This window comes from Alcaligenes nematophilus (assembly GCF_026344155.1).
Taxonomy (GTDB): Bacteria; Pseudomonadota; Gammaproteobacteria; order Burkholderiales; family Burkholderiaceae_B; genus Alcaligenes; species Alcaligenes phenolicus.
In genome coordinates this window covers 373,389-396,536 of record NZ_JAPKMZ010000004.1, presented here as the reverse complement: position 1 = coordinate 396,536, position 23,148 = coordinate 373,389, and the positions used below count along the sequence as shown (strand labels likewise).

Sequence of the window (23,148 nt, the reverse complement as noted above, 5' to 3'; positions counted from 1 at the left end):
TTCAAGATATCAGGGTGAATTTCATGAGTCAGGACGCCTTTATTTGTGACGCAATTCGTACGCCTTTCGGACGTTATGGCGGTTCGCTGTCCGCTGTGAGGGCGGATGACCTGGGTGCGGTGCCTATTGCCGCGCTGATGCAGCGCAACCCCCAAATCGATTGGAGCAAGCTGGATGATGTGATGTACGGCTGCGCCAACCAGGCGGGTGAAGACAACCGCAACGTGGCACGGATGTCCGCTCTGCTAGCCGGTTTGCCCGTGGACGTGCCTGGCGTGACCTTGAACCGTTTGTGCGGTTCGGGCCTGGACGCGATTGGTTCGGCTGCTCGCGCCATTCGCGCTGGCGATGCCTCCTTCATCCTGGCCGGTGGTGTGGAAAGCATGAGCCGCGCTCCCTTCGTCATGGGCAAGGCTGAAACGGCGTTCTCCCGCAGCGCAGGTATTTATGACACCACGATTGGCTGGCGCTTCATCAACAAAGCCATGAAAGAGCAGTACGGTGTGGATTCCATGCCCGAAACGGCTGAAAACGTGGCTCAGCAGTTCAATGTGTCCCGTGAAGACCAGGACGTGTTTGCCCTGAATAGCCAGCTGCGTGCGGCCGCTGCCCAGGAAGCCGGCATTCTGGCTGAAGAAATTACCCCTGTGATCATTCCCCAGCGCAAGGGCGATCCCATTGTGGTGGATAAGGACGAGCACCCACGTGCCACGACTCTGGAGTCCCTGACTCGCTTGAAGCCTGTCGTGCGTGCCGATGGTTCCGTGACCGCGGGCAATGCCTCGGGTGTGAACGATGGTGCTTGCGCGCTGCTGGTTGCCAACAAGGCAACCGTCGAAGCCCAAGGCCTGACTCCGCGTGCTCGTGTGGTGGCCATGGCGTTTGCCGGTGTGGAGCCACGCATCATGGGTATTGGCCCGGCACCTGCCAGCCAGAAGGTGCTGGCTTTGGCGGGTCTGACTCTGGATCAAATGGATGTGATCGAGCTGAACGAGGCCTTTGCCGCTCAAGGTCTGGCGGTGACTCGCATGCTGGGTCTGGCTGATAACGATCCTCGCGTGAACCCGAACGGGGGCGCGATTGCGCTGGGTCACCCTCTGGGTGCCAGTGGTGCGCGTCTGGCGATTGCGGCTATCAACCAATTGCATCGCACAGGCGGACGCTACGCCCTGTGCACCATGTGTATTGGTGTCGGCCAGGGCGTGGCTTTGATTCTTGAGCGCGTCTAACTAAGGTTGCAGGGCAGGCAGGCCGGTGATTTTCTCACCGGCCTTTTTGTCTGCTTGCTTGAACCAGCCTTGTTCCATCTCCAAGGCATAGCGCACAGGTCGCACCGGGCAGTGGGATTGAAGATCAAAGGGTTGCATGGCCTCGATATTGGTGATCGTGCCTTCTTCAGTAATGAAGGCGATATCCAGCGGCAGAGGCGTATTCTTCATCCAGAAGCAAGGCATTCCGCTTTGCTCGAATACGAATAACATGCCGTGATCGGGGGCCAGGCTTTCTCGATGCATCAAACCTTGTGCACGAGTCTCGTCGCGATCGGCCACTTCCGCCTGGATTTGTTTGGAACCCAGGGATAGTGTCAGGGTGGGAAGAGTCTCATCCGCCTGAACCGGGGCGCTAATACAAAGCGCTGCCAGAAGACAGGCAAAAAAAACAGGGCGCGCAGGCCCCGTAGTCGTAGTGCGATACTGCATGTGTGTTGCGAACCTGCTTTTGTTAGAATCGAGAGCGCAAGAGATCTTAAGGCGAAGTAATATTAAGTGCCTGCTTGCCTTTGGGGCCTTGGGCGACTTCATACAGAACTTTCTGGCCTTCTTTCAAAGTCTTGAACCCGTTCATCTGAATGGATGAAAAATGAGCGAAGAGATCTTCGCCGCCGTTATCGGGTGTAATAAACCCAAAGCCTTTGGCATCATTGAACCACTTAACGGTCCCGGATAGTTTTTGATTGTCTCCAGTGCCTGCGGTGGTGGTAGTTTCCGACATGCTTGCTGCCTCTCAACTTAGTGTATGGTTGATACTTTTTTCGGCCCCTCCCTGGGCCTGTGATCGCGGCACCTCACTTTTTATTGTGAAGTTGACACGATCAGTCGGATGATGCTGAATTTTGTTCCCCCCAGTCAACCTATGGAAAGCACCTAGTTCTGTATTATGGCCATTGAGATCGATAAGCAAGGCGCCACAACGGTAGAGCGCCAATCCGCGCGGCTTGCCCCACCACCCATGTATCAGGTCATCTTGCTCAATGATGACTACACACCCATGGAGTTCGTGGTGAATATACTGGAGCGGGTATTTGCCAAGACCCCGGAGCAGGCCGAACAGCTTATGCTTAAAGTACATTACGAGGGTCGGGCGGTCTGTGGTGTGTATCCACGCGACATTGCCGCCACCAAGGTGGAAATTGTGCGACAACTGGCGCAGTCGCGACAGCACCCTTTGCAGTGTGTGATGGAGCCGGTGCCTGATGCTTGACCATTTAATGGTTTACCGTATTGTTCAGATCAGGCAAATTAGTCATAGAATAGCTTTAACCCCTAGTTTTACTCTTGCCGTGTAGGAGGAAGCATGATCTCCGAAGAACTTGAAGTCAGTCTACACATGGCCTTTGTCGAGGCTCGTGCCGCGCGCCATGAATTCATCACGGTAGAGCATCTGCTGTTGTCCCTGCTCGATAACGCCTCCACGCTGGAAGTGTTGAAAGCATGTGCTGCCGATATTGATGCACTGCGCCAGAATCTGCGTAAATTCATTAACGAAAATACGCCCACTTTTCCTGGTGAAGGCGAGGTCGATACCCAACCCACGCTGGGCTTTCAGCGTGTGATACAGCGTGCCATCATGCACGTATCGTCCAGCAACTCCGGTAAAAATGTGGTTTCCGGTGCCAATGTGCTGGTGGCGATGTACGGGGAAAAAGACTCGCATGCGGTGTATTACCTGCAGCAACAAGGTGTCTCGCGTCTGGATGTTGTCAATTTCCTCTCGCACGGTATCACCAAGGCCAATCCGGAACCTGCTGCCCCCGAGCCACCCAAGGCCGCCGCTGCTGCGGAAGCCGATACGCGCTCGGACGCCCAGAAGTCCCCTCTGGATCTGTACGCTACAGACCTGAATACCGAAGCCAGCCTGGGTCGCATTGATCCCTTGATTGGCCGTGAAAAGGAAGTGGAGCGTGTCATTCAGGTGCTGTGCCGCCGCCGCAAGAACAACCCCTTGCTGGTCGGAGAGGCTGGCGTGGGTAAAACCGCGATTGCCGAAGGCTTGGCGCTGCGCATTCAGCGTGGTGACGTCCCGGATATTCTTAGCGAAGCGCGTGTTTACGCGCTGGATATGGGTGCCTTGCTGGCCGGTACCAAGTATCGGGGCGACTTCGAACAACGTCTGAAGGCGGTGCTCAAGCAGCTCAAGGAAACGGCACAGTCCATTTTGTTTATCGACGAAATCCATACCCTGATCGGAGCCGGCTCGGCTTCGGGTGGTACGCTGGATGCGTCCAACCTGCTCAAACCTGCGCTGTCCTCCGGTCAGCTCAAGTGTCTGGGTGCGACCACCTACTCGGAATACCGCGGAATTTTCGAAAAAGACCACGCCTTGTCGCGTCGCTTTCAGAAAATCGATGTGGCAGAGCCGACGGTGGAGCAAACCATCCAGATTCTGCGTGGTTTGAAGTCCAATTTCGAAGAGCACCACGGTGTACGTTACTCGGCAGCGGCCCTGACGGCGGCAGCGGAGTTGTCCGCACGTTATATCAACGACCGCTTTTTGCCGGACAAGGCCATCGACGTGATCGACGAGGCTGGTGCAGCGCAGCGCTTGCTGCCACGTTCCAAGCAGAAAAAGGTTATCGGCAAGGCCGACATCCAGGCAACGGTTTCGCGTATTGCACGCATTCCGCCTCAGACGGTCTCCAGTGATGATCGCAACAAGCTGGCAACCCTGGCCCGCGATCTGAAATCGGTGGTGTTTGGTCAGGATGTAGCCATTGACGCCTTGGCGGCTGCCATCAAGATGGCGCGCTCTGGCCTGGGTCTGCCTGACAAGCCTATTGGTTCCTTCCTGTTCTCCGGTCCGACCGGCGTGGGTAAAACCGAAGTGGCGCGTCAGTTGGCCTTTGTGCTGGGCGTAGAGCTGCTGCGCTTTGACATGTCCGAATACATGGAGCGTCACACCGTGTCGCGCCTGATCGGTGCTCCTCCTGGTTACGTCGGTTTCGACCAGGGTGGTTTGCTGACCGAAGCCGTTACCAAACAGCCGCACTGCGTGCTGCTGCTGGACGAAATCGAGAAAGCGCACCCGGACGTCTACAACATCCTGCTGCAGGTGATGGATCACGGCACGCTGACGGATAACAACGGTCGTAAGGCTGATTTCCGCAACGTCATCCTGATCATGACCACCAACGCCGGAGCCGAAGCGCTGAACAAGACCAGCATTGGCTTTACCCAGCCCCAGCGCTCGGGTGATGAAATGCAGGATATCAAGCGTCACTTCTCGCCAGAGTTCCGTAACCGTCTGGATGCGATCATTGGCTTCAAGCCTTTGTCGCGCGACATTATCCTGCGCGTGGTGGACAAGTTCCTGATGCAGCTGGAAAACCAGCTGCACGAGAAGCGCGTCGAAGTGTCCTTCTCGGATGCCTTGCGCGAACATCTAGCTGCCAAGGGCTTCGACCCAGCCATGGGTGCCCGCCCCATGCACAGGCTTATTCAGGACACTATTCGCCGTGCCCTGGCCGACGAGCTGCTGTTTGGTCGTCTGGTCGATGGTGGCCAGGTCGAGGTGGATCTGGACGAGAACGGCGAGGTGGTACTGGAATATCCTTCTTCAGGACCTGATGAGCCCGGTAGCAAGGCCTCTTCGCGTCCCGAGCCGGAATTAGTCGACTAAGCCGTGAGGGCATCGCGCCCCTTAATCGTCTGTACGCACTGTGACACCGTACACGAGCGAGTCCCCGTTCAAGGAGCGGGGCTCGCTCGTTGTGTGCGTTGCGATACTGAACTTTACCGCCACAGCCGCTTTTCACCACGTGAATGGCAAGCGCTGGTCTTGGCGGTTTTTATCCTTTTTCTGATTGCCAATCTGTTTCCCGTCGTCTATCTGAGCATGGCGGGTAAAACAGTGTCGCCCACGTTTCCCAAAGCCCTGTTGCTGATCTGGCAGCAGGGGTATTGGGGCTTGTCCGTCATGGCGGGGTTGGTGGGTTTCTGGCTGCCGCTGTTTCAACTGATTTTCCAATTCTGGGCCTTGGGCCTGATTGCCAGGGAAAAGCCCTTGCCGGGCGATTTCGGTATTGGGCTGCGTGCTTTGAGCCATCTGGAGCATTGGTCCATGACGGCTGTGCTGTTCCTGGGCTTGATTGTGGCCATGGTGAAATTTGCCGGGATCGGGCATTTGACGATTGCGCCAGGTCTGTACGCCTTTTTTGCTCTGACCTTCCTGCTGACCGGCTTGAGCCGTATTACGGCGGGGCGCTTGTGGCGCTGGGCAGAGGATCGCGATCTGGTGCCGGTTTCGACCCGGCAGGTCTTGAAAGAGCATCCAACCTGGAGTGCCTGTACCCACTGTGGCTTTGTGCAGTCCAGTCAGAAACCGGACTGTGACCGTTGTGGTGCAACTGTGCATAAACGCAAGCCCAATAGCCGCACACGGGTGGCCGCTCTGGTGTTGACGGCCTGCGTGTTCTATATTCCCGCCAATGTCCTGCCTGTCATGGAGCTGCGCAGCATTTTAGGCAGTAGCGCGCATACGATTCTGGGTGGGGTCATTGAACTCTGGCAACTGGGTTCCTGGGACTTGGCATTGATCGTGTTCATCGCCAGTATTGTGGTCCCCATCACCAAACTGCTGGCTTTGATGATTCTTTTGTTGGGGCGTCGTTGGCATGGCAATGCTGTACAGCGTCAACGCAATCGCATTTACGACATGGTCGAGCTGATTGGGCAATGGTCTATGCTGGACGTATTCGTGGTGGTCCTGATGGCAGCACTGGCCAACTTCCCCGGCTTGTCGCAGATTATTCCTGGGGCGGGGGCCTTGAGCTTTGGCATGGTGGTGGTTTTGACCATGCTGGCCGCGCTTAGCTACGACCCTCGCCAAGGCTGGGACCAGGATACCCACGAAGAACCAATAATAGAACCGCAAACTACGCCGTCTCCGCCTGCCTCACAGGCGACTTCCTGAAGGAAACAAGGTGCACGATCCTACAACTAATCAGCCTGACGGTCAGACCGAGCCCGCGCAGCCTAGACTGATTCCTGCCAAGCGATCCCGATTCTCCTGGATCTGGATTTTGCCCATAGCCGCCGCCGTGGTGGGGGCGTCTTTGGTGCTGCGAAACTGGATGTTGACCGGACCGCGTATCACGATCAGCTTTGATTCAGCCGAGGGCTTGGCCGTGGATCAAACCAAGCTACGTTATCGCGAAGTGGATGTGGGTACGATTTCGGACATTCAGGTGTCTCCGGATCGAAAAGGGGTTTTGGTTACGGCGCAGCTGGAGCGTGATGGCTCCGAGTTCATTACTCAAAAAGACACGCGGTTCTGGGTGGTGCGCCCGCGTTTGGGTTTAAGTGGGGTATCCGGTCTGGGCACCTTGTTGTCGGGTGTTTATATCGGTGTGGACGCGCCTTTTGAAGTGAATAAAAAAGGTGAGCAGCTGGACTTTGTGGGCCTGGAAAGTCCGCCGGAAGTAACCAGTGGCCGTGCTGGTAAGCGTTACGTGTTGACTGCGCCTGAATTGGGCTCGCTGGATCTGGGTTCGCCCTTGTACTACAAGGGCATACAGGTTGGGCAAGTCAGCAGTTATGAACTGAACGAAGAAGGCAATGGGGTGCGTGTGCAGGTGTTTGTCGATGCTCCTAACGACAAATTCGTGACGCAGGGCTCGCGCTTCTGGAACGTCAGCGGCGTCAATATGTCGCTGGATTCCACCGGATTTAATGTGCGTACGCATTCCTTGGTCTCTGCCTTGGCAGGAGGTCTGGCCTTTGATCAGATGGAAGGCGAGCCTACGGATGTTGCTCAGGCCGATTCGCAATACGAACTGTTCCCCACACAAGAGCGCGCGATGGCTGAGCCGGATGGTCCCGCGGTTGAATTGCGCTTCCATTTCCATCAGTCCGTGCGTGGCCTGGTGCCGGGCTCCAAGGTGGAGTTCCGGGGCCTGGAGCTGGGGCAGGTCTACGATGTGGATCTGGAGTTTGATTTTGAGCGCAAGCGCTTCTTTGCCCTGGTGAAGGCACGTATCTACCCGCAGCGTTTTGGTCGCCTGTACGAGCGGGTGGTGGAGGCTAGACCGGACGAGAAAGATCCAATGAGCGCCTTGTTCAAACCGATGGTTGAGCGTGGTCTGCGTGGTCAATTGCGTCCTGCCAGCCTGATTACGGGCCAGCAGTACATTGCTTTGGAATTCTTCGACAAGGCCCCTGAAGCCGAGTTCGACGAGACCGCCAAACCTTTGGTGGTGCCTGTGATCGCCGGGGATTTTGATCGTTTGCAGGAGCAGGTCAGCGATATCGTTACCAAGATTGCTGCTATCCCGTTCGATCAGATCGGCAAGAATCTGCAAAGCGGGCTCACGGAGCTGGGTCAGGTGCTCAAGCAACTGGACAAGACGACGGTGCCGCAGCTCAATGGCGCTCTCAAGTCCATGGATGCCGCTGTTCAGAAACTGGGCGCCATGCTGGATTCGGATTCTTCCTTCAATACCTCTGTGGATCAAACCCTGAGCGAACTGAAACGCTCCTTGCGATCCCTGCGTGATTTAAGCGATACCTTGCAAAGCCAGCCCTCGGCGGTCCTGCGAGGTCGTTCCCCTGACGTGCTGCCGGAGCCTGCGCCATGATGTCTCGTTTTCTGATTCCCGTGGCATTCGCCGGTTTGCTGACGGCTTGCGCCTCGACCACGCCCACTTACTACACCTTGCAAGCGTCCAATGCCGCTCCGGCGGCTGCGGCTCCTTCCACGCAAGTGTGGAAGGGCTTTCAGTTGCGACGCATGGATGTGCCTGCTCAATTGGATCGTCGATCCTTTGTGCTGACGCAGACCGCGGGCGGGCAGGTCAACCTGCTCAACGATAGCCAGTGGGCCTCACCTTTACCTGATGAAATGTCCCTGGCTTTGGCGTCTGGTTTGCAGGATCGCCTGGGCGTTCCCCAGTTGGCCAGCGCTGCTCCGAAAACACCGCTGTGGCAGATCGATGTGCTGGTACAGCGCTTCGAATCTGTCTATGGTGAACGCGCTACCTTGGAGTTGAGCTGGACACTGACGCCAGTTGGCTTTGAGGGGAAAGTCCAGCAATGCCGCTGGCTGGACTCCGAGCCTGCGTCCTCTGTGCCAGAACTGGTGCAGGCGCATCGCCAATTGCAGCAGCGCTGGGCGGATGCACTGGCCGCACAAATGCAAGGTAAACCTGTCCCGGTTAACCTGAGCAAAGCCATGCTCTGCGTCAGTTAACCCTTTTGGTTAACTTTTTCCTGTGCGGGTTAACCTGAATACGAATTTGGGTTAACCGTCAGTATTATTTCGGCTTATCGCAGTCAACAAAGCGTAACCGGGATAAGAAGCATGGCGAGCACAACCTTAGGGATTAAAGTCGATATAGAACTGCGCGAGCGCCTGCGGCGTGCGGCGGATCAGTTGCAGTGCACCCCGCATTGGCTGCATAAGCAGGCCTTGCTGTCTTATATCGAAGGAATCGAGCGCGGTGTGCTGCCCAGCGAATTGGCGCTGCTAAGCGGGGGGGACTCCGAAGCTGCCGAAGAAGGTGTACTCATGCCTTCCATCCCGTTTTACGGTTTTGCGCAGGATGTGCAACCGCAAAGTGTGTTGCGCGCTGCCATTACCGCCGCCTACCGCCGTCCAGAAACCGACTGTCTACCCTTGCTGTTAAGTGCAGCGCGCTCTTCTCAAAGTGCGCGTGCCCAGGAGTTGGCCGCTCGTCTGGTTAAAGCCTTGCGCGCCAAGCGCCGTGGTGGCGGCGTAGAAGGCTTGATCCAGGAATTCTCCTTGTCCAGCCAGGAAGGCGTTGCCCTGATGTGTCTGGCCGAGGCCTTGTTGCGTATCCCTGACCGCGCGACACGCGATGCCTTGATTCGCGACAAAATCAGCCACGGCGACTGGCGTGCACACATGGGTGAGTCCCCCTCGCTATTTGTGAATGCCGCCACCTGGGGCCTGATGCTGACGGGGCGCCTGGTCAGTGTAAATAGTGAAAAGAATTTGTCCTCCGCCTTGACCCGCATGATTGGCAAGGGTGGCGAGCCCTTGATCCGCAAAGGCGTGGACGTTGCCATGCGCATGATGGGCGAACAGTTTGTGACTGGCCAAACCATTGCCTCGGCACTGGCCAATAGCCGCAAGTTTGAAGAGCAGGGCTTCCGTTATTCCTACGACATGTTAGGCGAGGCCGCGACGACAGCGGAAGACGCCCAGCGCTACTACCAGGCTTACGAGCAGGCCATCCACGCGATCGGTCGTGCCAGCCAGGGTCGTGGGATTTACGAAGGCCCCGGCATTTCCATCAAGCTGTCCGCGCTGCACCCACGCTACAGCCGTTCCCAGCGTGATCGCGTCATGCGGGAGTTGTTCCCGCGCTTGTTGTCCTTGGCACAATTAGCGCATCACTACGATGTGGGCTTGAATATTGACGCCGAAGAAGCAGACCGCCTGGAAGTGTCCCTGGATCTGCTGGACAAGCTGTGCTTTGACCCGTCTTTGGCAGGTTGGAACGGCATTGGCTTTGTGGTGCAGGCTTATCAAAAGCGGGCACCCTTTGTCATCGATTACTTGATTGATCTGGCCCGCCGCAGCGGTCACCGCTTGATGCTGCGCTTGGTGAAAGGCGCCTACTGGGATTCGGAAATCAAACGTGCCCAGGTTGATGGTCTGGAAGACTACCCCGTCTACACCCGCAAGGTGCACACGGATGTGTCTTACCTGGCTTGCGCTCGCAAGCTTTTGCAGGCCCCAGAAGCCGTCTACCCGCAGTTTGCGACACACAATGCGCAAACCCTGGCTGCTATTTATGTGATGGCTGGCCAGAACTACTACACCGGCCAATATGAGTTCCAGTGCCTGCACGGCATGGGCGAGGACCTGTACGACGAGGTAGTCGGCCCGATCAAGGACGGCAAGCTGAACCGTCCTTGCCGTATCTATGCACCCGTTGGTTCTCACGAAACCTTGCTGGCGTATCTGGTGCGTCGTCTCCTGGAAAACGGTGCCAACACCTCTTTCGTGAATCAGATTGGCGACGCCGATGTGAACATGGAGCAGCTGATTGCCGACCCCGTGGCTCAGGCCCTGAGCCTGCAACCCTTGGGGCGTCCACATGACAAGATTCCGTTGCCGCGCCAGTTGTACTGGGATGCGGAGCAGCGCTTGAACTCTGCTGGCCTGGATTTAAGCAACGAGCACCGCCTGGGTTCTTTGGCCGCTACCTTGATGCAAACCGCTGCCTTGCCACGTCAGGCTCAGCCTATCCTGGGGCAGGGCAATCCGGTCTGGGACGAGTCCAAGGCAACGATTGTGCGTAATCCAGCTAATCATCAGGATGTAGTGGGGCAGGTCATGTTTGCCACTGCACAGGATGTGGAGCAGGCTTTGGAAGCCGCCAGCCACTATGCACCAATCTGGCAGGCTACGCCGGTAGAAGAGCGTGCCGCTGCCCTGCAGCAAGCCGCCCAACTGCTTGAAGACAATATGCAGGACTTGATGGGCCTGCTGGTGCGTGAAGCTGGCAAGTCCTATGCGAATGCGATTGCCGAAGTGCGTGAAGCCGTGGACTTCCTGCGTTATTACGCCGGACAGGTTCTGCGTGACTTTGATAATGACGAATATCGTCCCGTCGGTGTGGTGCTGTGCATCAGCCCCTGGAACTTCCCCTTGGCTATTTTCGTGGGTCAGGTCTCGGCGGCTCTGGCTGCAGGCAACGTCGTCCTGGCCAAGCCTGCTGAACAAACCTGCCTGATTGCGGCGGCGGCTGTCGAGCTGCTGCACAAGGCCGGGATTGCTCCCGGCGCCTTGCAGCTCCTGCCTGGTGATGGCCCATCCGTGGGCGCGCCTTTGGCGGCCAGTGAGAAGGTTAATGCTGTGATGTTTACCGGCTCGACCGCCGTTGCCATGGGCTTGAATCGTCAATTGGCTAAACGCCTGACGGCAGACGGTCAGGCCGTCCCGCTGATTGCAGAAACTGGTGGCTTGAATGCCATGGTGGTCGACAGCTCGGCCTTGCCTGAGCAGGTGGTGTTTGATGTGCTGAATTCTGCTTTCGACTCGGCAGGCCAGCGTTGTTCCGCCTTGCGGCTGCTGTGCATCCAGGAAGATGTGGCCGAGCGTGTGCTGAACATGCTCAACGGTGCCATGCAGGAGCTGAGCGTGGGCAATCCCGATCTGCTCAGCACGGATGTAGGTCCGGTGATTGATGAAGAAGCCCGCTCCGGTATCGAAGAGCACATCAGCGCCATGCGCGAGGCTGGTTTCCGTATCACGCAAAGTGAACAAAGCCGCAGCCTGACAGGTACCTTTGTCTTGCCGACCATTATCGAGATCGAGCAGGTCAAGGATCTGGAACGCGAAATTTTCGGTCCCGTTCTGCACGTGATGCGTTTCAAGCGCAGCGAGCTGGACAGCCTGATCAATCAGATCAACGAACGCGGTTACGGTCTGACTTTTGGCGTGCACACCCGTCTGGATGAAACCGTAGAGCGTGTCGTTTCGCGCATTCACGCTGGTAACGTTTATGTGAACCGCAATATGGTGGGCGCGGTGGTGGGCGTACAGCCTTTCGGTGGTGAGGGCTTGTCGGGTACAGGCCCCAAAGCAGGCGGCCCCTTGTATTTGCGCCGACTGCTTAGCCGTTGCCCGCAGAACCTGCCTTTGCAAGCTTGGCAGGAGCAGGGCACGGTCTTGCCTGGTCCGACGGGCGAGTCCAATATTTATCAGTTGCACCCACGAGGTCGCGTTCTGTGCATGCCTGTTAGCGTGCACGGCTGGCAAGCTCAGCGCGAGGCCTGCGCACGCAGCGGTAACCAGGCCATCTTGCTGGACCGTTTGGGTCTGGGGGGCTGGCAGGACGCGCCTGCCGAGCAAATTGCCATGTCCGATTTGGGTGAGGCAGATTATGATGCTGTTTTGTTTGAAGGCGACAGCGACGAACTCCGGCACGTATTGGGACAAGTGGCTGAACGCCGTGGCCCCATTGTTGGGGTTCAAGGGCTGTTGACGCAGGAATTGGAGGGGGGCGCGACTTACCTCGTCGAGCGTTTGTTGCGCGAAGTCTCGGTCAGTACCAATACAGCGGCAGCTGGGGGCAATGCCAGTTTGATGATGGTCGGTTGACATCAGATGGCACCCATTTCTATGCACACGTTTGGTCGCACATTTCACCTGGAGCGGCGGCCCTGCGTTCATTCTCACGGCACGGGCCGACATGTAGCGCGGCTATATTAAAAAACGAAGGAGAACAATATGCAGTCCATCACGAGCTTTAAATTGGCCTTGGTTTCGACCGCGGTTTTTGGTGCATTGGCAGCGAGTCCTGCTTTTGCCGCTGACAAGGTAATCAAGCTGGGCTTTTCCGCCCCCTTGACCGGCCCGCAGGCTCACTACGGTGAAGACATGCGCAATGGTCTGGTGCTGGCTCTGGAAGAAGCCAATGCCCAGAAAATTGAAATTGATGGCGCAACCGCCCGTTTTGAACTGGTGGCCAAGGATGACCAGGCTGACCCGCGTACGGCGGTTCAGGTGGCTCAGCAAATTGTGGATGACGGTGTGGATGGCGTATTGGGCCACTTCAACTCGGGCACCACGATTCCTGCTTCGCGTGTGTACAACGACGCGGGCATCCCCCAGATCGCCATGGCAACCTCGCCTGAGTACACCCAGCAAGGTTACGACAACACCTTCCGCATGATGACCAGCGACACCCAGCAAGGTGCCGCTGTGGGTCAGTTCATCGTCAAGGATCTGGCAGCCAAGAAAGTGGCACTGATCGACGACCGTACCGCTTACGGCCAGGGTCTGACTGACCAGGTTGCCCGTGCGGTAGAAAAAGCAGGTGGCCAGATCGTGGCCCGTGAATACACCACGGACAAAGCCAACGACTTCACCTCCATTCTGACCAACATCAAGTCCAAGGCACCCGATGCCATCTTCTTTGGTGGTCTCGATGCGCAGTCCGGTCCCATGAAGCGTCAGATGCAGACGCTGGACATCAAGGCACCGCTGGTTTCGGGTGAAATGACACGCAGCGACACCTTCCTGCGTCTGGCCGGTGCAGCCGCTGACGGCACCTACGCCTCCCTGGCAGGTGTTCCTCTGTCCACCATGGCGGCTGGCGAGAAGTTTGCCAAGGACTACCAGGCACGCTTCAAGGCGGAACCCGGTGTTTACGCTCCGTATGCCTACGACGGCGCCTGGAACATGATCACCGCCATGAAGGAAGCCGGTTCTTCCAAGGCAGAAGACTACCTGCCCAAACTGGCCGCATTGAAACGCAACGGCGCCACCAGCAGCAACATTGCCTACGACCAGAACGGCGACCTGAAAGAAATCGCCGTCACCATCTACGAAGTTAAAGATGGCAAGTGGACGATGGTGAAAACCATGGTCAGTCAGGCCAACTAAGCACGCTTGATCCTGCAGTTTGAGCCCTTCGGGGCTCATCTTTACCGTGGCCTGTGTTTGGCAGGCCCACGCTCCCTGTTCTATCGCCGTGCGCCGGGGCAGGGAGCAATGACCACGAGTCCCAATCTATGGAAATCCTGATACAACAACTAATAAATGGCCTGACCGTGGGCAGTGTCTACGCCTTGGTGGCGCTGGGCTACACCATGGTGTATGGAATTATTGGCCTGATTAATTTTGCGCATGGTGATGTAGTCATGGTTGGGGCGATGCTGGCCACGACAGTGGTGTTATCGCTGGTCGGCGCGGACCCAGCAGGCCTGTCCGCCTGGTTGATGGTGGGGCTGGCCCTCTTGGCCGCTATCCCCGTCTGCATGGGCATAGGCTGGACTGCCGAGCGTTATGCGTATCGTCCCTTGCGTCGTGCGCCTCGTTTGGCTGCACTGATCACTGCTATTGGTGTGTCCTTTATTGTGCAGAATCTGGCCATGATGATCTGGGGGCGCAATTACCTGAGCTTCCCGCACATTATTGAACCCATGGTGTTCCAGCTGGGCGACGCGCGCATCAGCTTGCTGCAAATTCTGATTATCGGTGGTGCCGCTGCGATCATGTCCGGCCTGATGGTGCTGGTGCACCGCACCCGTCTGGGCACCGCCATGCGTGCAACCGCCCAGAACCGCGAAGTAGCTGGCTTGATGGGGGTGAACATCAATACCGTGATCTCCGCTGCCTTTGTGATCGGCTCGGCCCTGGCCGCCGTCGCAGGCGTGATGATCGTGACTTACTACGGCGTCGCCCAATACACGATGGGCTTCATGCTGGGTCTCAAAGCATTTACCGCCGCCGTTCTGGGTGGCATTGGTAATTTGGGTGGCGCCATGCTGGGTGGCTTGTTGCTGGGCTTGATCGAAGCTCTGGGCGCAGGCTATATCGGCGACCTGACTAATGGGGTCTTTGGCAGTAACTATCAGGATGTGTTCTCTTTTATCGTGCTGATCTTGGTGCTGATTTTCCGTCCCTCGGGCCTGTTGGGTGAACGTGTGGGAGATCGCGCATGAGTCTGAATCAAACATTAAGTGGCGCTGGCTCCAAACAGCGCCCCGCAACGCCCGCTAAAGTCTGGGTCGGTGCGCTGCTGATTGGTGTGGTGCTGGCTATTCTGCCCTTCGTGCTGGGCATGGCGGGACAAAGCTGGATCCGCACCCTGAACTTTGCCTTGCTGTACGTGATGCTGGCTCTGGGCCTGAACATCGTGGTGGGTTTTGCCGGTCTGCTGGACTTGGGTTATATCGCTTTCTATGCCGTAGGGGCTTATGTCTGGGCTATGTTGGCATCGCCGCATTTTGGTCTGCACCTGCCGTTCTGGATGGTGCTGCCAGCCGGTATTGCTCTGGCCGCCGTATTCGGTGTGCTGCTGGGCTTTCCAGTCCTGCGCTTGCGAGGCGACTACCTGGCCATTGTGACCCTGGGCTTCGGTGAGATTATCCGCATCTTCATGAACAACCTGGATGCGCCGGTCAACATCACCAACGGTCCGCAAGGGATCAACCGGGTTGATACCTTCAAGATTGGCGACTTCATCTTCGGCAAGGCGGAAACCCTCTTTGGCATACGGATAACCGGGCCAGAAAAATACTATTACCTTCTCCTGCTGATCACGCTGCTGATTGTGTTCATCTGCGTACGCCTGCAGCATTCCCGCATTGGCCGTGCCTGGGAAGCGATCCGCGAAGATGAAATCGCCGCCAAGGCCATGGGGATCAATACCCGTAACGTCAAACTGCTGGCCTTTGCCATGGGTGCAACGTTTGGTGGTGTGGCCGGTGGCTTGTTTGCCTCCATGCAAGGCTTCGTTAGCCCGGAGAGTTTCAGCCTGACCGAGTCCATTTCCGTGCTGTGCATGGTGGTGCTGGGTGGTATGGGCCATATCCCCGGCGTGATCGTTGGCGCTTTGCTGCTATCTGTCTTCCCCGAACTGCTGCGCTCCGTCGTCGTACCTCTGCAGCAAAGCGTGTTTGGTGACGTGATTCTGGACCCGGATGGCATCCGTATGCTGTTGTTCGGCTTTGCCCTGGTACTGGTCATGATCTATCGCCCCGAAGGCCTGTGGCCCTCTGCAGTGCGCCGTCGTGAACGCAAAATGAAGCAGGTGCAAGCATGAGTCTGACCATGAACCAACAAGTAAAAGCCGGCGAGGTGCTGTTGCAGGCAGAAGGCTTGTCCAAACGCTTCGGCGGTTTGCAGGCCTTGTCCGAAGTCAGCTTCAGCATTCGCAAGGGTGACATTTACGGTCTGATCGGCCCGAACGGCGCAGGTAAAACTACGCTGTTCAACGTGATGACAGGCTTGTACATCCCCGAGTCGGGGCGTTGCACCTTTGCAGGCCGCAACCTGACCGATTGCAAACCCCATCAAATCGCTGAATCCGGCTTTGCTCGTACCTTCCAGAACATCCGTCTGTTCGGCAGCTTGTCTGCCCTGGAAAACGTAATGATTGGCCGCCACGTACGCACCCGTGCAGGCGTGTTGGGGGCGGTGCTGCGTAACCGCGCTACTCGTCAGGAAGAAGAACAGATCGAGGCCCGCGCCTACGAGCTGCTGGATTACGTAGGCATTGCCCAGCACGCCAACGAGATTGCGCGTTCCCTGTCCTACGGCGACCAACGCCGCCTGGAAATCGCCCGAGCGCTGGCAACCGATCCTATGCTGCTGGCCCTGGACGAACCTGCCGCCGGCATGAACCCGTCCGAGACCGTAGTGCTGCGTCAGCTGATAGAAAAAATCCGTGGCGACGGCATTACCGTCCTGCTGATCGAACACGATATGAAGCTGGTCATGGGCCTGTGCGACCGGGTTCTGGTGCTGGAGTACGGCAAGGTACTGGCCGAAGGCAAACCCGTCGAAGTCCAACATAACCCACGCGTGATCGAAGCGTATCTGGGCGCAGGTGCAGCCAAAGAGCTGGGCATTACCGTTGAAGAGGAAAAGGCATGAGCACAGAACCGTTAATGCTGGATATTCGGGGTCTGGATGTAGCTTATGGCGGCATCCGGGCGGTACGCGGCCTGGACCTGCGGGTGGGTAAGGGTGAACTGGTTTGCTTGATCGGTGCGAACGGCGCCGGTAAAAGCACCACGTTGAGAGCCATCACAGGCCTTGTGCCTGCCGCTGCAGGGCAGATCGAACATCAAGGCGAAAGCATCGTCGGCTTGCCGTCGCATCAGTTGGTGAGACGTGGCGTGGTCATGGTGCCGGAAGGGCGGGGGATTTTTCCGCAGCTGACGATTGAAGAGAATCTGGCCATGGGGGCGTATACCCGCAAGGACCACCACGAAGTCCGCCAGGATGTCGAGCGTATCTATACCCTGTTCCCGCGTCTGGCCGAGCGTAAAAAACAATCGGCAGGGACTTTGTCTGGCGGGGAGCAACAGATGGTGGCAATGGGACGGGCGATGATTTCCCGGCCTTCATTGTTGCTGCTGGATGAGCCGTCCATGGGCTTGGCGCCGATTATGGTTGAACGGATTTTTGAACTGATCCAGACGATTGCTAAAGAAGGCGTGACGATTTTGCTGATTGAGCAGAATGCGCGACTGGCGCTAGAACTGGGGGATCGGGGATATGTGATGGAGTCGGGGCGGATTATCCTGGAAGGCCCGGCTGCGCAATTACTGCACGATCCGAAGGTGAGGGCGGCGTATCTGGGGGAAGAGGATTTTGCTGCGTAGGTAAGACTCAGAGTTAGAGAAAAAGCCAATCAGCTTTGGGTTGATTGGCTTTTTTGTTTTTTGTGCTGAGTCTTGTTAAGTAGCGCAGATTAACGTGTCGGTGTCTGCTTTCGAACCAAAGCGGCCTGATACAGCAGCATGGTCACCGTATTACGTTACGTAGCCGTGACCTCGTTGCTTCTAGTCGCAGTGGCCTTGGCTTGGATCAATATATTTTCAGGCACTACTCTTGCTGATCCACGCAAAGAAAGTTCACGTAGCGTAGTAGCCACCGAAATACCACCTATATATTGGACGTTGTGAATTGGCATATCCAGAATCGGATGAATTAGCGCAACGTATGATTCGTCCGTAGCTCCTTGAAAGCTCGAAGTATTGACTCCTACCACTACCCCGGTGGATGGATTAACTACAGGTCCTCCACTGGCACCGCCATGCAAATGAATTGAGGTTCGCAGGCATGGAAAATTGAGCATAGCGCTATCCCGCTGTTTTGGGAAAATATCCAAGACTTTACCGTCGTAGTGGTGTGGGGCGATACTCATGTGTAGCTCATCCTTGTAGCGACGAACAGACACGTCAGGATAGGCGTAAGTAGTCAGTTTAGTCTCGAGCAAGGGAACTGGACCACCAATGGGAAAAGCGTAATTTAGTAGATCTATGTTGTGTATTCCATTCCTCATAGGATGGAGTTCGCAGAGCATTATGTCTGATTTCTCATGCGGAATTACTTGTCTGAACTGACGGAAAATGTATTGACCGCTCACAGTTTGTATTTGAAGGCATGCCATTCTCCTAGGGTCTTGGCCCTCAAAAATATGACGTGCGGTAAGCACTATATCTGGACCAACAAAAAAACCTGTACCAATAACACTTAGTTCTTTTTCATCCGGGCTCTTGAGCACTATAGGCATAACAGCATTACAAGTAGAGAGTTTATGTCCAGATTCCGCAATGACTGAATAAGTGACATTGGATATCCCTTCCTGTGCATCTTCACGCCTTTTCAGATGAGGGGATGCCGTTTTTTTGATCGCAAGCGCGACACGCGTAGCATAATTTCCCCGTCTTTTAGCTTCACCCATATAGTGGTATATCCTCAATCCATTTAAGTATCAGGTAAAAAGGCTCACTGTAAGCCTTTACAGGTTCTGTACTGAAGTCTGCGAATTTTTCTTTCTTCAATGGCTGCGTCGAACTGAAAGTAGGAAAAATAGTAACAAAAAAATGTGTCTCGACGTCGAGTAAATAGAAAACTGAATCGTTCGTTGTTTTTTTGATTTAAATATTCAGAAATTACAGAGAGATTTTAAAAGCCTTTAAAGAGGGTATTTTGATGTTTCGGTGGCATTAGAGAATGTTTTATTTTTTATAGAGGTAGCTACTAGTTGGTAGATATATGCGGTTCGAATAGCAGTTAGAAGTTTTAAGCGGGTTCTGGGGGCTGCAAGCCTTTACCATAGCAACTACACAGGTTGCTATTTCGATAAAGCTAACCTGCGCCATCCAAAAAGGCAGCGAGTTCAGAATGCTACCTATGCGAAGGACTCCGTTGTTTAAACCCGTCACGGACAAAAAATGGATTTAGAGATTACTTGATGAGAAGCCTTGATCTGTGGAGCAATGAGTGGTTTAGGCTTGGCTTGTGTTCAGGCACTAGCCGCTGAAGGCGTGTAGGTCACCCTGTGATCGCGCACTGATCACAAGCTACAAGAGGCCGCCAAGCAGATTGAGGCATCGACTAGTGTCGTAGCTAAATGGATTGCCGCAGACCTTTCTCAGGGAGCAGACAGCAAGTCGTAGTTGCCGCTTGCACGGATATACCAGTGCGGGTGGGCCCTTGTCTATGCCTTTTGCTTAGTTGGAGACCTATCATTGGCAAGCTGCGTTAGAACAAACTTTTCTGGCAGTGGTGGAGTAAATTCATACTGGGTTGTCAGGCACCATCATGACGGATCGCTTGCGGGAGCTGGGGCCTGTGGCAGAGACGTTCATTGCCTCAGTACCTGCAGGGCGAGTTGGAACGCCTGCTGAGTTTGGTGCTGCATGCGCCTTCTTGTGCAGCGAGGCCGCAGGTTTTATCGTGGGTCAGAATTTATCTATTGATGGTGGTTTGGTACGAGCTACGATCTAAGTTATTAAGTTTCAACCATGAAGGGGCACACCATGAGCAGTAAGGCAGCGTCGGCTACATCGAACAGCACAGTAGGTAACACAACAAAAAAACAAATCGGCATTGTGCTGTTTGATCAGTTTGAAACCCTCGATGTATTCGGGCCTGTCGAAATGTGGGGTGGGATGCCGGAGTACGAGATGGTCATGGTGTCTCAGCAAGGTGGGCTGGTTTGCTCGTCGCAGGGGATAGAGACACAGGCCGCTTATAGTTTCGAGACGGCTCCGCAGTTCGACATTCTGATGGTTCCTGGAGGCATGGGAACGCGTAGTGAAATTAATAACCCTGCCATGCTGGCTTTCATTCAAAAGCAGGACAAGGCAACGCAGTGGACGGTGTCGGTGTGTACGGGGGCGGCTTTATTGGCCAAGGCGGGTGTTCTGAAGCAGCGTCGGGCTACGTCCAACAAGCTGGCCTTTGATTTTGCGGTGGCTCAGGATGGGGATGTGCTTTGGCAAAAGCAGGCCCGATGGGTGTTTGATGGCAAGTACGTCACGTCCTCGGGGGTATCGGCGGGGACGGATATGGCTTTGGCTCTGGTCGAGAAGCTTTACAACCGTGAGCAAGCCGAAAGCATCGCGCATTGGACCGAGTATGTCTGGAACAGTGATCCGACGATTGATCCGTTTGCGCGCTAGGGCCGATACTCGCTGGGAATAGTTGTTTGGTGAAGGGTTTAGAAGTCGGGGTCTTGGCGTCGGTAGCTGATTGCAGCTCATGCCATCAGCGTATCGAGCATCCCGACTTGATACGCGCCTACTTCCAGCGCTCCTTGCGCCAAGCCTCTTGTGCCGCAGCGTCCAGAAAAGTCCAGGCCACGAAGCGGCTTTGTTTTTGTCCCTGCGTCATTTCTACGGTTTTGACCTTAATCGCCTTGGCCTTCTTTAAGGCATTCAACACACCGGGTACATTCGACGCTTTGGACACCAAGGTACTGAACCAAAGCACTTGCCCGCCTACGGTCACGCTTTCTTCGATCATGCGGCGGATGAAAAGCGCCTCGCCACCTTCACACCACAACTCCGTATTCTGCCCACCAAAGTTCAGCACAGGAGCATTGTGCTTGGGTGCAGCCTTGCCCAAACCACGCCATTTACGTTGACTGCCGCTTGCTGCCTCTTCCTGCGACGAATGGAAGGGCGGGTTGCATAGCGTCAGGTCAAAGTAATCGTTTGCGCCCAACAAGCCTTTGAAGATGTGTCTGGGCGATTTCTGCTGGCGTAACTTGATTGCAGTCGACAAGCCAGGATTCCCATGAATAATGCTTCGTGCAGAAGTCAGCGCATCGGCGTCTATGTCCGATCCTAGAAACTGCCACCCATATTCGGTATTACCAATCAATGGGTAGATCGCATTTGCGCCCACGCCAATATCCAGGACGCGTACTGCCTCATCACGGGGAATAGCTCCCTTATTGCTATTGGCCAGCAGATCGGCCAGATAGTGCACGTAATCGGCACGGCCTGGAATGGGAGGGCAGAGGTAATTGGCCGGAATATCCCAATGCGCTATGCCGTAAAAGCTTTTGAGCAGGGCGCGATTCAAAGTTTTGACGGCATTCGGATCTGCGAAATTGATGCTTTGATCACCGTACGGATTCAAGAAAACGAAAGATGCCAGTTCGGGCGTCTCTTTGATGAGAGCGTCAAAGTCGTAATGGCCCTGATGGCGGTTACGCGGGTGAAGCTGAGCCGCCGTTTTGTTTGAAGTGGGTAATTCAGTGTTGGAATTACCTTTTTTGGGAGAGGGCATTGAAATCCGAAATTGGCCTGGGTAAGTCTGAGTCGTGGCGCTAGTACGCTTTTAAAGCAAAGTGTCAGGACTAAGGAAGGAGCGATACCTGCTGCACCAAGGCATTTTGCATCGCATCTTTCCCTAGCTTTAATGCTTAGTTCTTGCCCGTGCTACCAAAACCACCTGTACCGCGCTCGGTCTCGGTAGAGAACTCGTTCACAAACTGCAGCGCTACTTGCACCACTGGCTGGAACATCAGCTGGGCGATACGTTCGCCGGGTTGGATCACGTAGTCCTGATCGCTGTCATTCGCCAGGATCACACCGATCTCGCCGTGGTAGTCGGCATCAATGACACCAATGCCTTGGGCAACACGCACGCCGTGCTTCAGCGACAGGCCCGAACGCGAGGCGACGATGGCCACCAGGCCAGGGTCCATCATATTGATGGCCAGGCCGGTTTTAACCAGCGTACGGCCGCCTGCGGGCAGGGTAACGGCTTCGCTCAGGCAGGCGCGCAGGTCCATGGCGGCCGAGCCGTCCGTGGCGTAGCTGGGGGCTTCAATCGTGGTGCCCAACAAGTCATTGACGATGCGGGCTTCAATACGGCGGTGCATAGACGGTATCCTGAAAAAAAAGAGGCAGCGCACCTGCTTTAGCGCTGCCCGTCATCATAAAAGAGAAAAGGGATTAAAGCCGCTGGGCGATGTCTTGCACCAGCTGGCGTGCGGCCAGCAGTTTATCCTGGGCGGGCCATTGCATATGGCCTTGCTCGTCAAACAGCACCAGTTCGGTGTCGTCGGCGTTCATGGCGCGCTGGGCCAGGTTGGCGACCAGCAAGGGTACGTTCTTGCGTTGACGCTTGGCTTGGGCGTGCTCGATCAAGTTGTCTGTCTCGGCGGCAAAGCCTACACAGAAAGGACCGTTCTTCAGGGCGGCAACCTCGGCCAGAATGTCGGGGTTGGGGCTGAATTGCAGGTCCGGCGTGGCTTGTTCGGACGTCTTCTTGATCTTGATGTCGCTGGCATTGCTGACGTACCAGTCCGCTACCGCTGCAACGCTGATAAAAATATCGGCATCATCCACTTGGGACATGACAGTGGCGTGCATCTGACGGGCGGTTTCTACATTGATGCGACGCACCTGATAGGGCGTTTCCAGTGCAACGGGGCCGGAGACCAAAGTTACTTGTGCTCCCGCTTCTTGAGCCGCACGGGCAATGGCGTAGCCCATCTTGCCGGAGGAACGGTTGCTGATGACGCGCACTGGGTCAATCGGCTCGCTGGTCGGGCCAGCGGTGATCAGGACGCGTTTGCCCGCCAACAGCTTGGGCTGAAAGAAGGACGTGAGCTCTGCCAGCAATTGGGCAGGTTCCAGCATGCGGCCATCGCCGGTTTCACCACAGGCTTGGTCGCCGCTGCCGGGGCCAAGAATGTGTACACCGTCACGGCGCAGTTGTTCGACATTGCGCTGGGTGGCCGGGTGCAGCCACATTTCCCGGTTCATGGCTGGGGCGATCAGCAGGGGGCAGTGCCCACGGGCTACGCAAAGGGTGCTGAGCAAGTCGTCGACCAGACCGTTGGCCAGCTTGGCCATGAAGTTGGTGCTGGCGGGGGCGATCAGGATGGCGTCCGCATCCCGGCTAAGCTGGATGTGGGCCATATTGTTGGGAACACGCGCATCCCACAAATCGGTGTAGACGGTACGGCCCGACAAGGCCTGAAAGGTGACCGGGCTGATGAAGCGCGTGGCCGATTCGGTCATGACGACATCAATCCGGGCACCCAGGTCCTGGCTGCGACGCAAGAGTTCGGCGGTTTTATAAGCAGCGATGCCGCCGGTGATGCCAAACACCAGTTTTTTATTGCTAAGCATA

At 56.0% G+C, this 23,148-nt stretch carries 20 protein-coding genes; 14 read left to right on the top strand and 6 right to left on the bottom strand.

From position 1 onward, the window contains the following. Positions 1-23 precede the first annotated feature (23 nt). Positions 24-1,229 (top strand): 3-oxoadipyl-CoA thiolase, encoded by a 1,206-nt coding sequence (gene pcaF, locus OSH04_RS13055; RefSeq protein ID WP_266108631.1) that lies wholly within the window; start codon positions 24-26, stop codon positions 1,227-1,229. Here pcaF and OSH04_RS13050 read toward each other — a convergent pair whose 3' ends face one another. After that, on the bottom strand, positions 1,230-1,700 hold the full coding sequence (locus OSH04_RS13050) for a DUF192 domain-containing protein (RefSeq protein WP_026482896.1): 471 nt from the start codon (positions 1,698-1,700) through the stop codon (positions 1,230-1,232). Positions 1,701-1,746: 46 nt separating this feature from the next. Then, positions 1,747-1,992: a cold-shock protein gene (locus OSH04_RS13045; RefSeq protein ID WP_003801483.1), complete on the bottom strand. Its 246-nt coding sequence runs from the start codon at positions 1,990-1,992 to the stop codon at positions 1,747-1,749. 165 nt (positions 1,993-2,157) lie between these two features. Between OSH04_RS13045 and clpS the strand changes: the two genes are divergently transcribed. The 11 genes from clpS (at position 2,158) to OSH04_RS12990 (ending at position 17,366) form a co-directional block, all read left to right on the top strand. Beyond that, a complete protein-coding gene (gene clpS, locus OSH04_RS13040) occupies positions 2,158-2,481 on the top strand; it encodes an ATP-dependent Clp protease adapter ClpS (protein ID WP_026482895.1) in 324 nt (107 codons plus the stop codon). A 93-nt stretch (positions 2,482-2,574) separates the two neighbouring features. Next, entirely contained in the window at positions 2,575-4,896 is a 2,322-nt protein-coding gene (gene clpA / locus OSH04_RS13035; protein WP_035268183.1) for an ATP-dependent Clp protease ATP-binding subunit ClpA, read from the top strand. A gap of 3 nt (positions 4,897-4,899) precedes the next feature. After that, the gene (locus OSH04_RS13030; protein ID WP_031232230.1) at positions 4,900-6,189 is read left to right on the top strand and encodes a paraquat-inducible protein A; all 1,290 of its coding nucleotides are present in this window, start codon (positions 4,900-4,902) and stop codon (positions 6,187-6,189) included. Positions 6,190-6,199: 10 nt separating this feature from the next. Further along, entirely contained in the window at positions 6,200-7,852 is a 1,653-nt protein-coding gene (locus OSH04_RS13025) for a PqiB family protein (protein WP_115635109.1), read from the top strand. Then, on the top strand, positions 7,849-8,463 hold the full coding sequence (locus OSH04_RS13020) for a PqiC family protein (RefSeq protein ID WP_009455706.1): 615 nt from the start codon (positions 7,849-7,851) through the stop codon (positions 8,461-8,463). The genes OSH04_RS13025 and OSH04_RS13020 overlap by 4 nt, the downstream gene beginning before the upstream one ends. A gap of 111 nt (positions 8,464-8,574) precedes the next feature. Continuing rightward, positions 8,575-12,348, top strand: a complete 3,774-nt coding sequence (putA, locus tag OSH04_RS13015; protein WP_266108630.1) for a trifunctional transcriptional regulator/proline dehydrogenase/L-glutamate gamma-semialdehyde dehydrogenase — start codon at positions 8,575-8,577, stop codon at positions 12,346-12,348. A 129-nt stretch (positions 12,349-12,477) separates the two neighbouring features. Further along, positions 12,478-13,635 (top strand): branched-chain amino acid ABC transporter substrate-binding protein, encoded by a 1,158-nt coding sequence (locus tag OSH04_RS13010; RefSeq protein WP_009455707.1) that lies wholly within the window; start codon positions 12,478-12,480, stop codon positions 13,633-13,635. 128 nt (positions 13,636-13,763) lie between these two features. Next, complete coding sequence (locus OSH04_RS13005; protein WP_021446749.1) at positions 13,764-14,696, top strand: branched-chain amino acid ABC transporter permease; 933 nt, start codon at positions 13,764-13,766, stop codon at positions 14,694-14,696. Beyond that, positions 14,693-15,799 (top strand): ABC transporter permease subunit, encoded by a 1,107-nt coding sequence (locus OSH04_RS13000; RefSeq protein ID WP_021446748.1) that lies wholly within the window; start codon positions 14,693-14,695, stop codon positions 15,797-15,799. The genes OSH04_RS13005 and OSH04_RS13000 overlap by 4 nt, the downstream gene beginning before the upstream one ends. Further along, positions 15,796-16,632: an ABC transporter ATP-binding protein gene (locus OSH04_RS12995; RefSeq protein WP_266108629.1), complete on the top strand. Its 837-nt coding sequence runs from the start codon at positions 15,796-15,798 to the stop codon at positions 16,630-16,632. Before OSH04_RS13000 ends, OSH04_RS12995 begins: the two co-directional genes overlap by 4 nt. After that, entirely contained in the window at positions 16,629-17,366 is a 738-nt protein-coding gene (locus tag OSH04_RS12990; protein ID WP_266108628.1) for an ABC transporter ATP-binding protein, read from the top strand. Before OSH04_RS12995 ends, OSH04_RS12990 begins: the two co-directional genes overlap by 4 nt. A gap of 155 nt (positions 17,367-17,521) precedes the next feature. Here the strand turns inward: OSH04_RS12990 and OSH04_RS12985 are convergent, their stop codons facing one another. Next, positions 17,522-18,451, bottom strand: coding sequence for a S1 family peptidase (locus tag OSH04_RS12985; protein WP_266108626.1), 930 nt, complete (start codon positions 18,449-18,451; stop codon positions 17,522-17,524). Positions 18,452-19,344: 893 nt separating this feature from the next. Here OSH04_RS12985 and OSH04_RS12980 point away from each other — a divergent pair. Next, positions 19,345-19,500, top strand: coding sequence for an SDR family oxidoreductase (locus OSH04_RS12980; RefSeq protein WP_407066160.1), 156 nt, complete (start codon positions 19,345-19,347; stop codon positions 19,498-19,500). 32 nt (positions 19,501-19,532) lie between these two features. Next, positions 19,533-20,177, top strand: coding sequence for a DJ-1/PfpI family protein (locus OSH04_RS12975; RefSeq protein WP_266108625.1), 645 nt, complete (start codon positions 19,533-19,535; stop codon positions 20,175-20,177). 118 nt (positions 20,178-20,295) lie between these two features. Here the strand turns inward: OSH04_RS12975 and rlmF are convergent, their stop codons facing one another. The 3 genes from rlmF to coaBC form a co-directional block, all read right to left on the bottom strand. Further along, positions 20,296-21,291, bottom strand: coding sequence for a 23S rRNA (adenine(1618)-N(6))-methyltransferase RlmF (gene rlmF, locus OSH04_RS12970; RefSeq protein WP_266108624.1), 996 nt, complete (start codon positions 21,289-21,291; stop codon positions 20,296-20,298). 136 nt (positions 21,292-21,427) lie between these two features. After that, positions 21,428-21,889: a dUTP diphosphatase gene (dut, locus tag OSH04_RS12965; RefSeq protein WP_042487854.1), complete on the bottom strand. Its 462-nt coding sequence runs from the start codon at positions 21,887-21,889 to the stop codon at positions 21,428-21,430. Positions 21,890-21,962: 73 nt separating this feature from the next. Beyond that, positions 21,963-23,147: a bifunctional phosphopantothenoylcysteine decarboxylase/phosphopantothenate--cysteine ligase CoaBC gene (coaBC, locus tag OSH04_RS12960; protein WP_266108623.1), complete on the bottom strand. Its 1,185-nt coding sequence runs from the start codon at positions 23,145-23,147 to the stop codon at positions 21,963-21,965. Position 23,148: the final 1 nt, after the last annotated feature.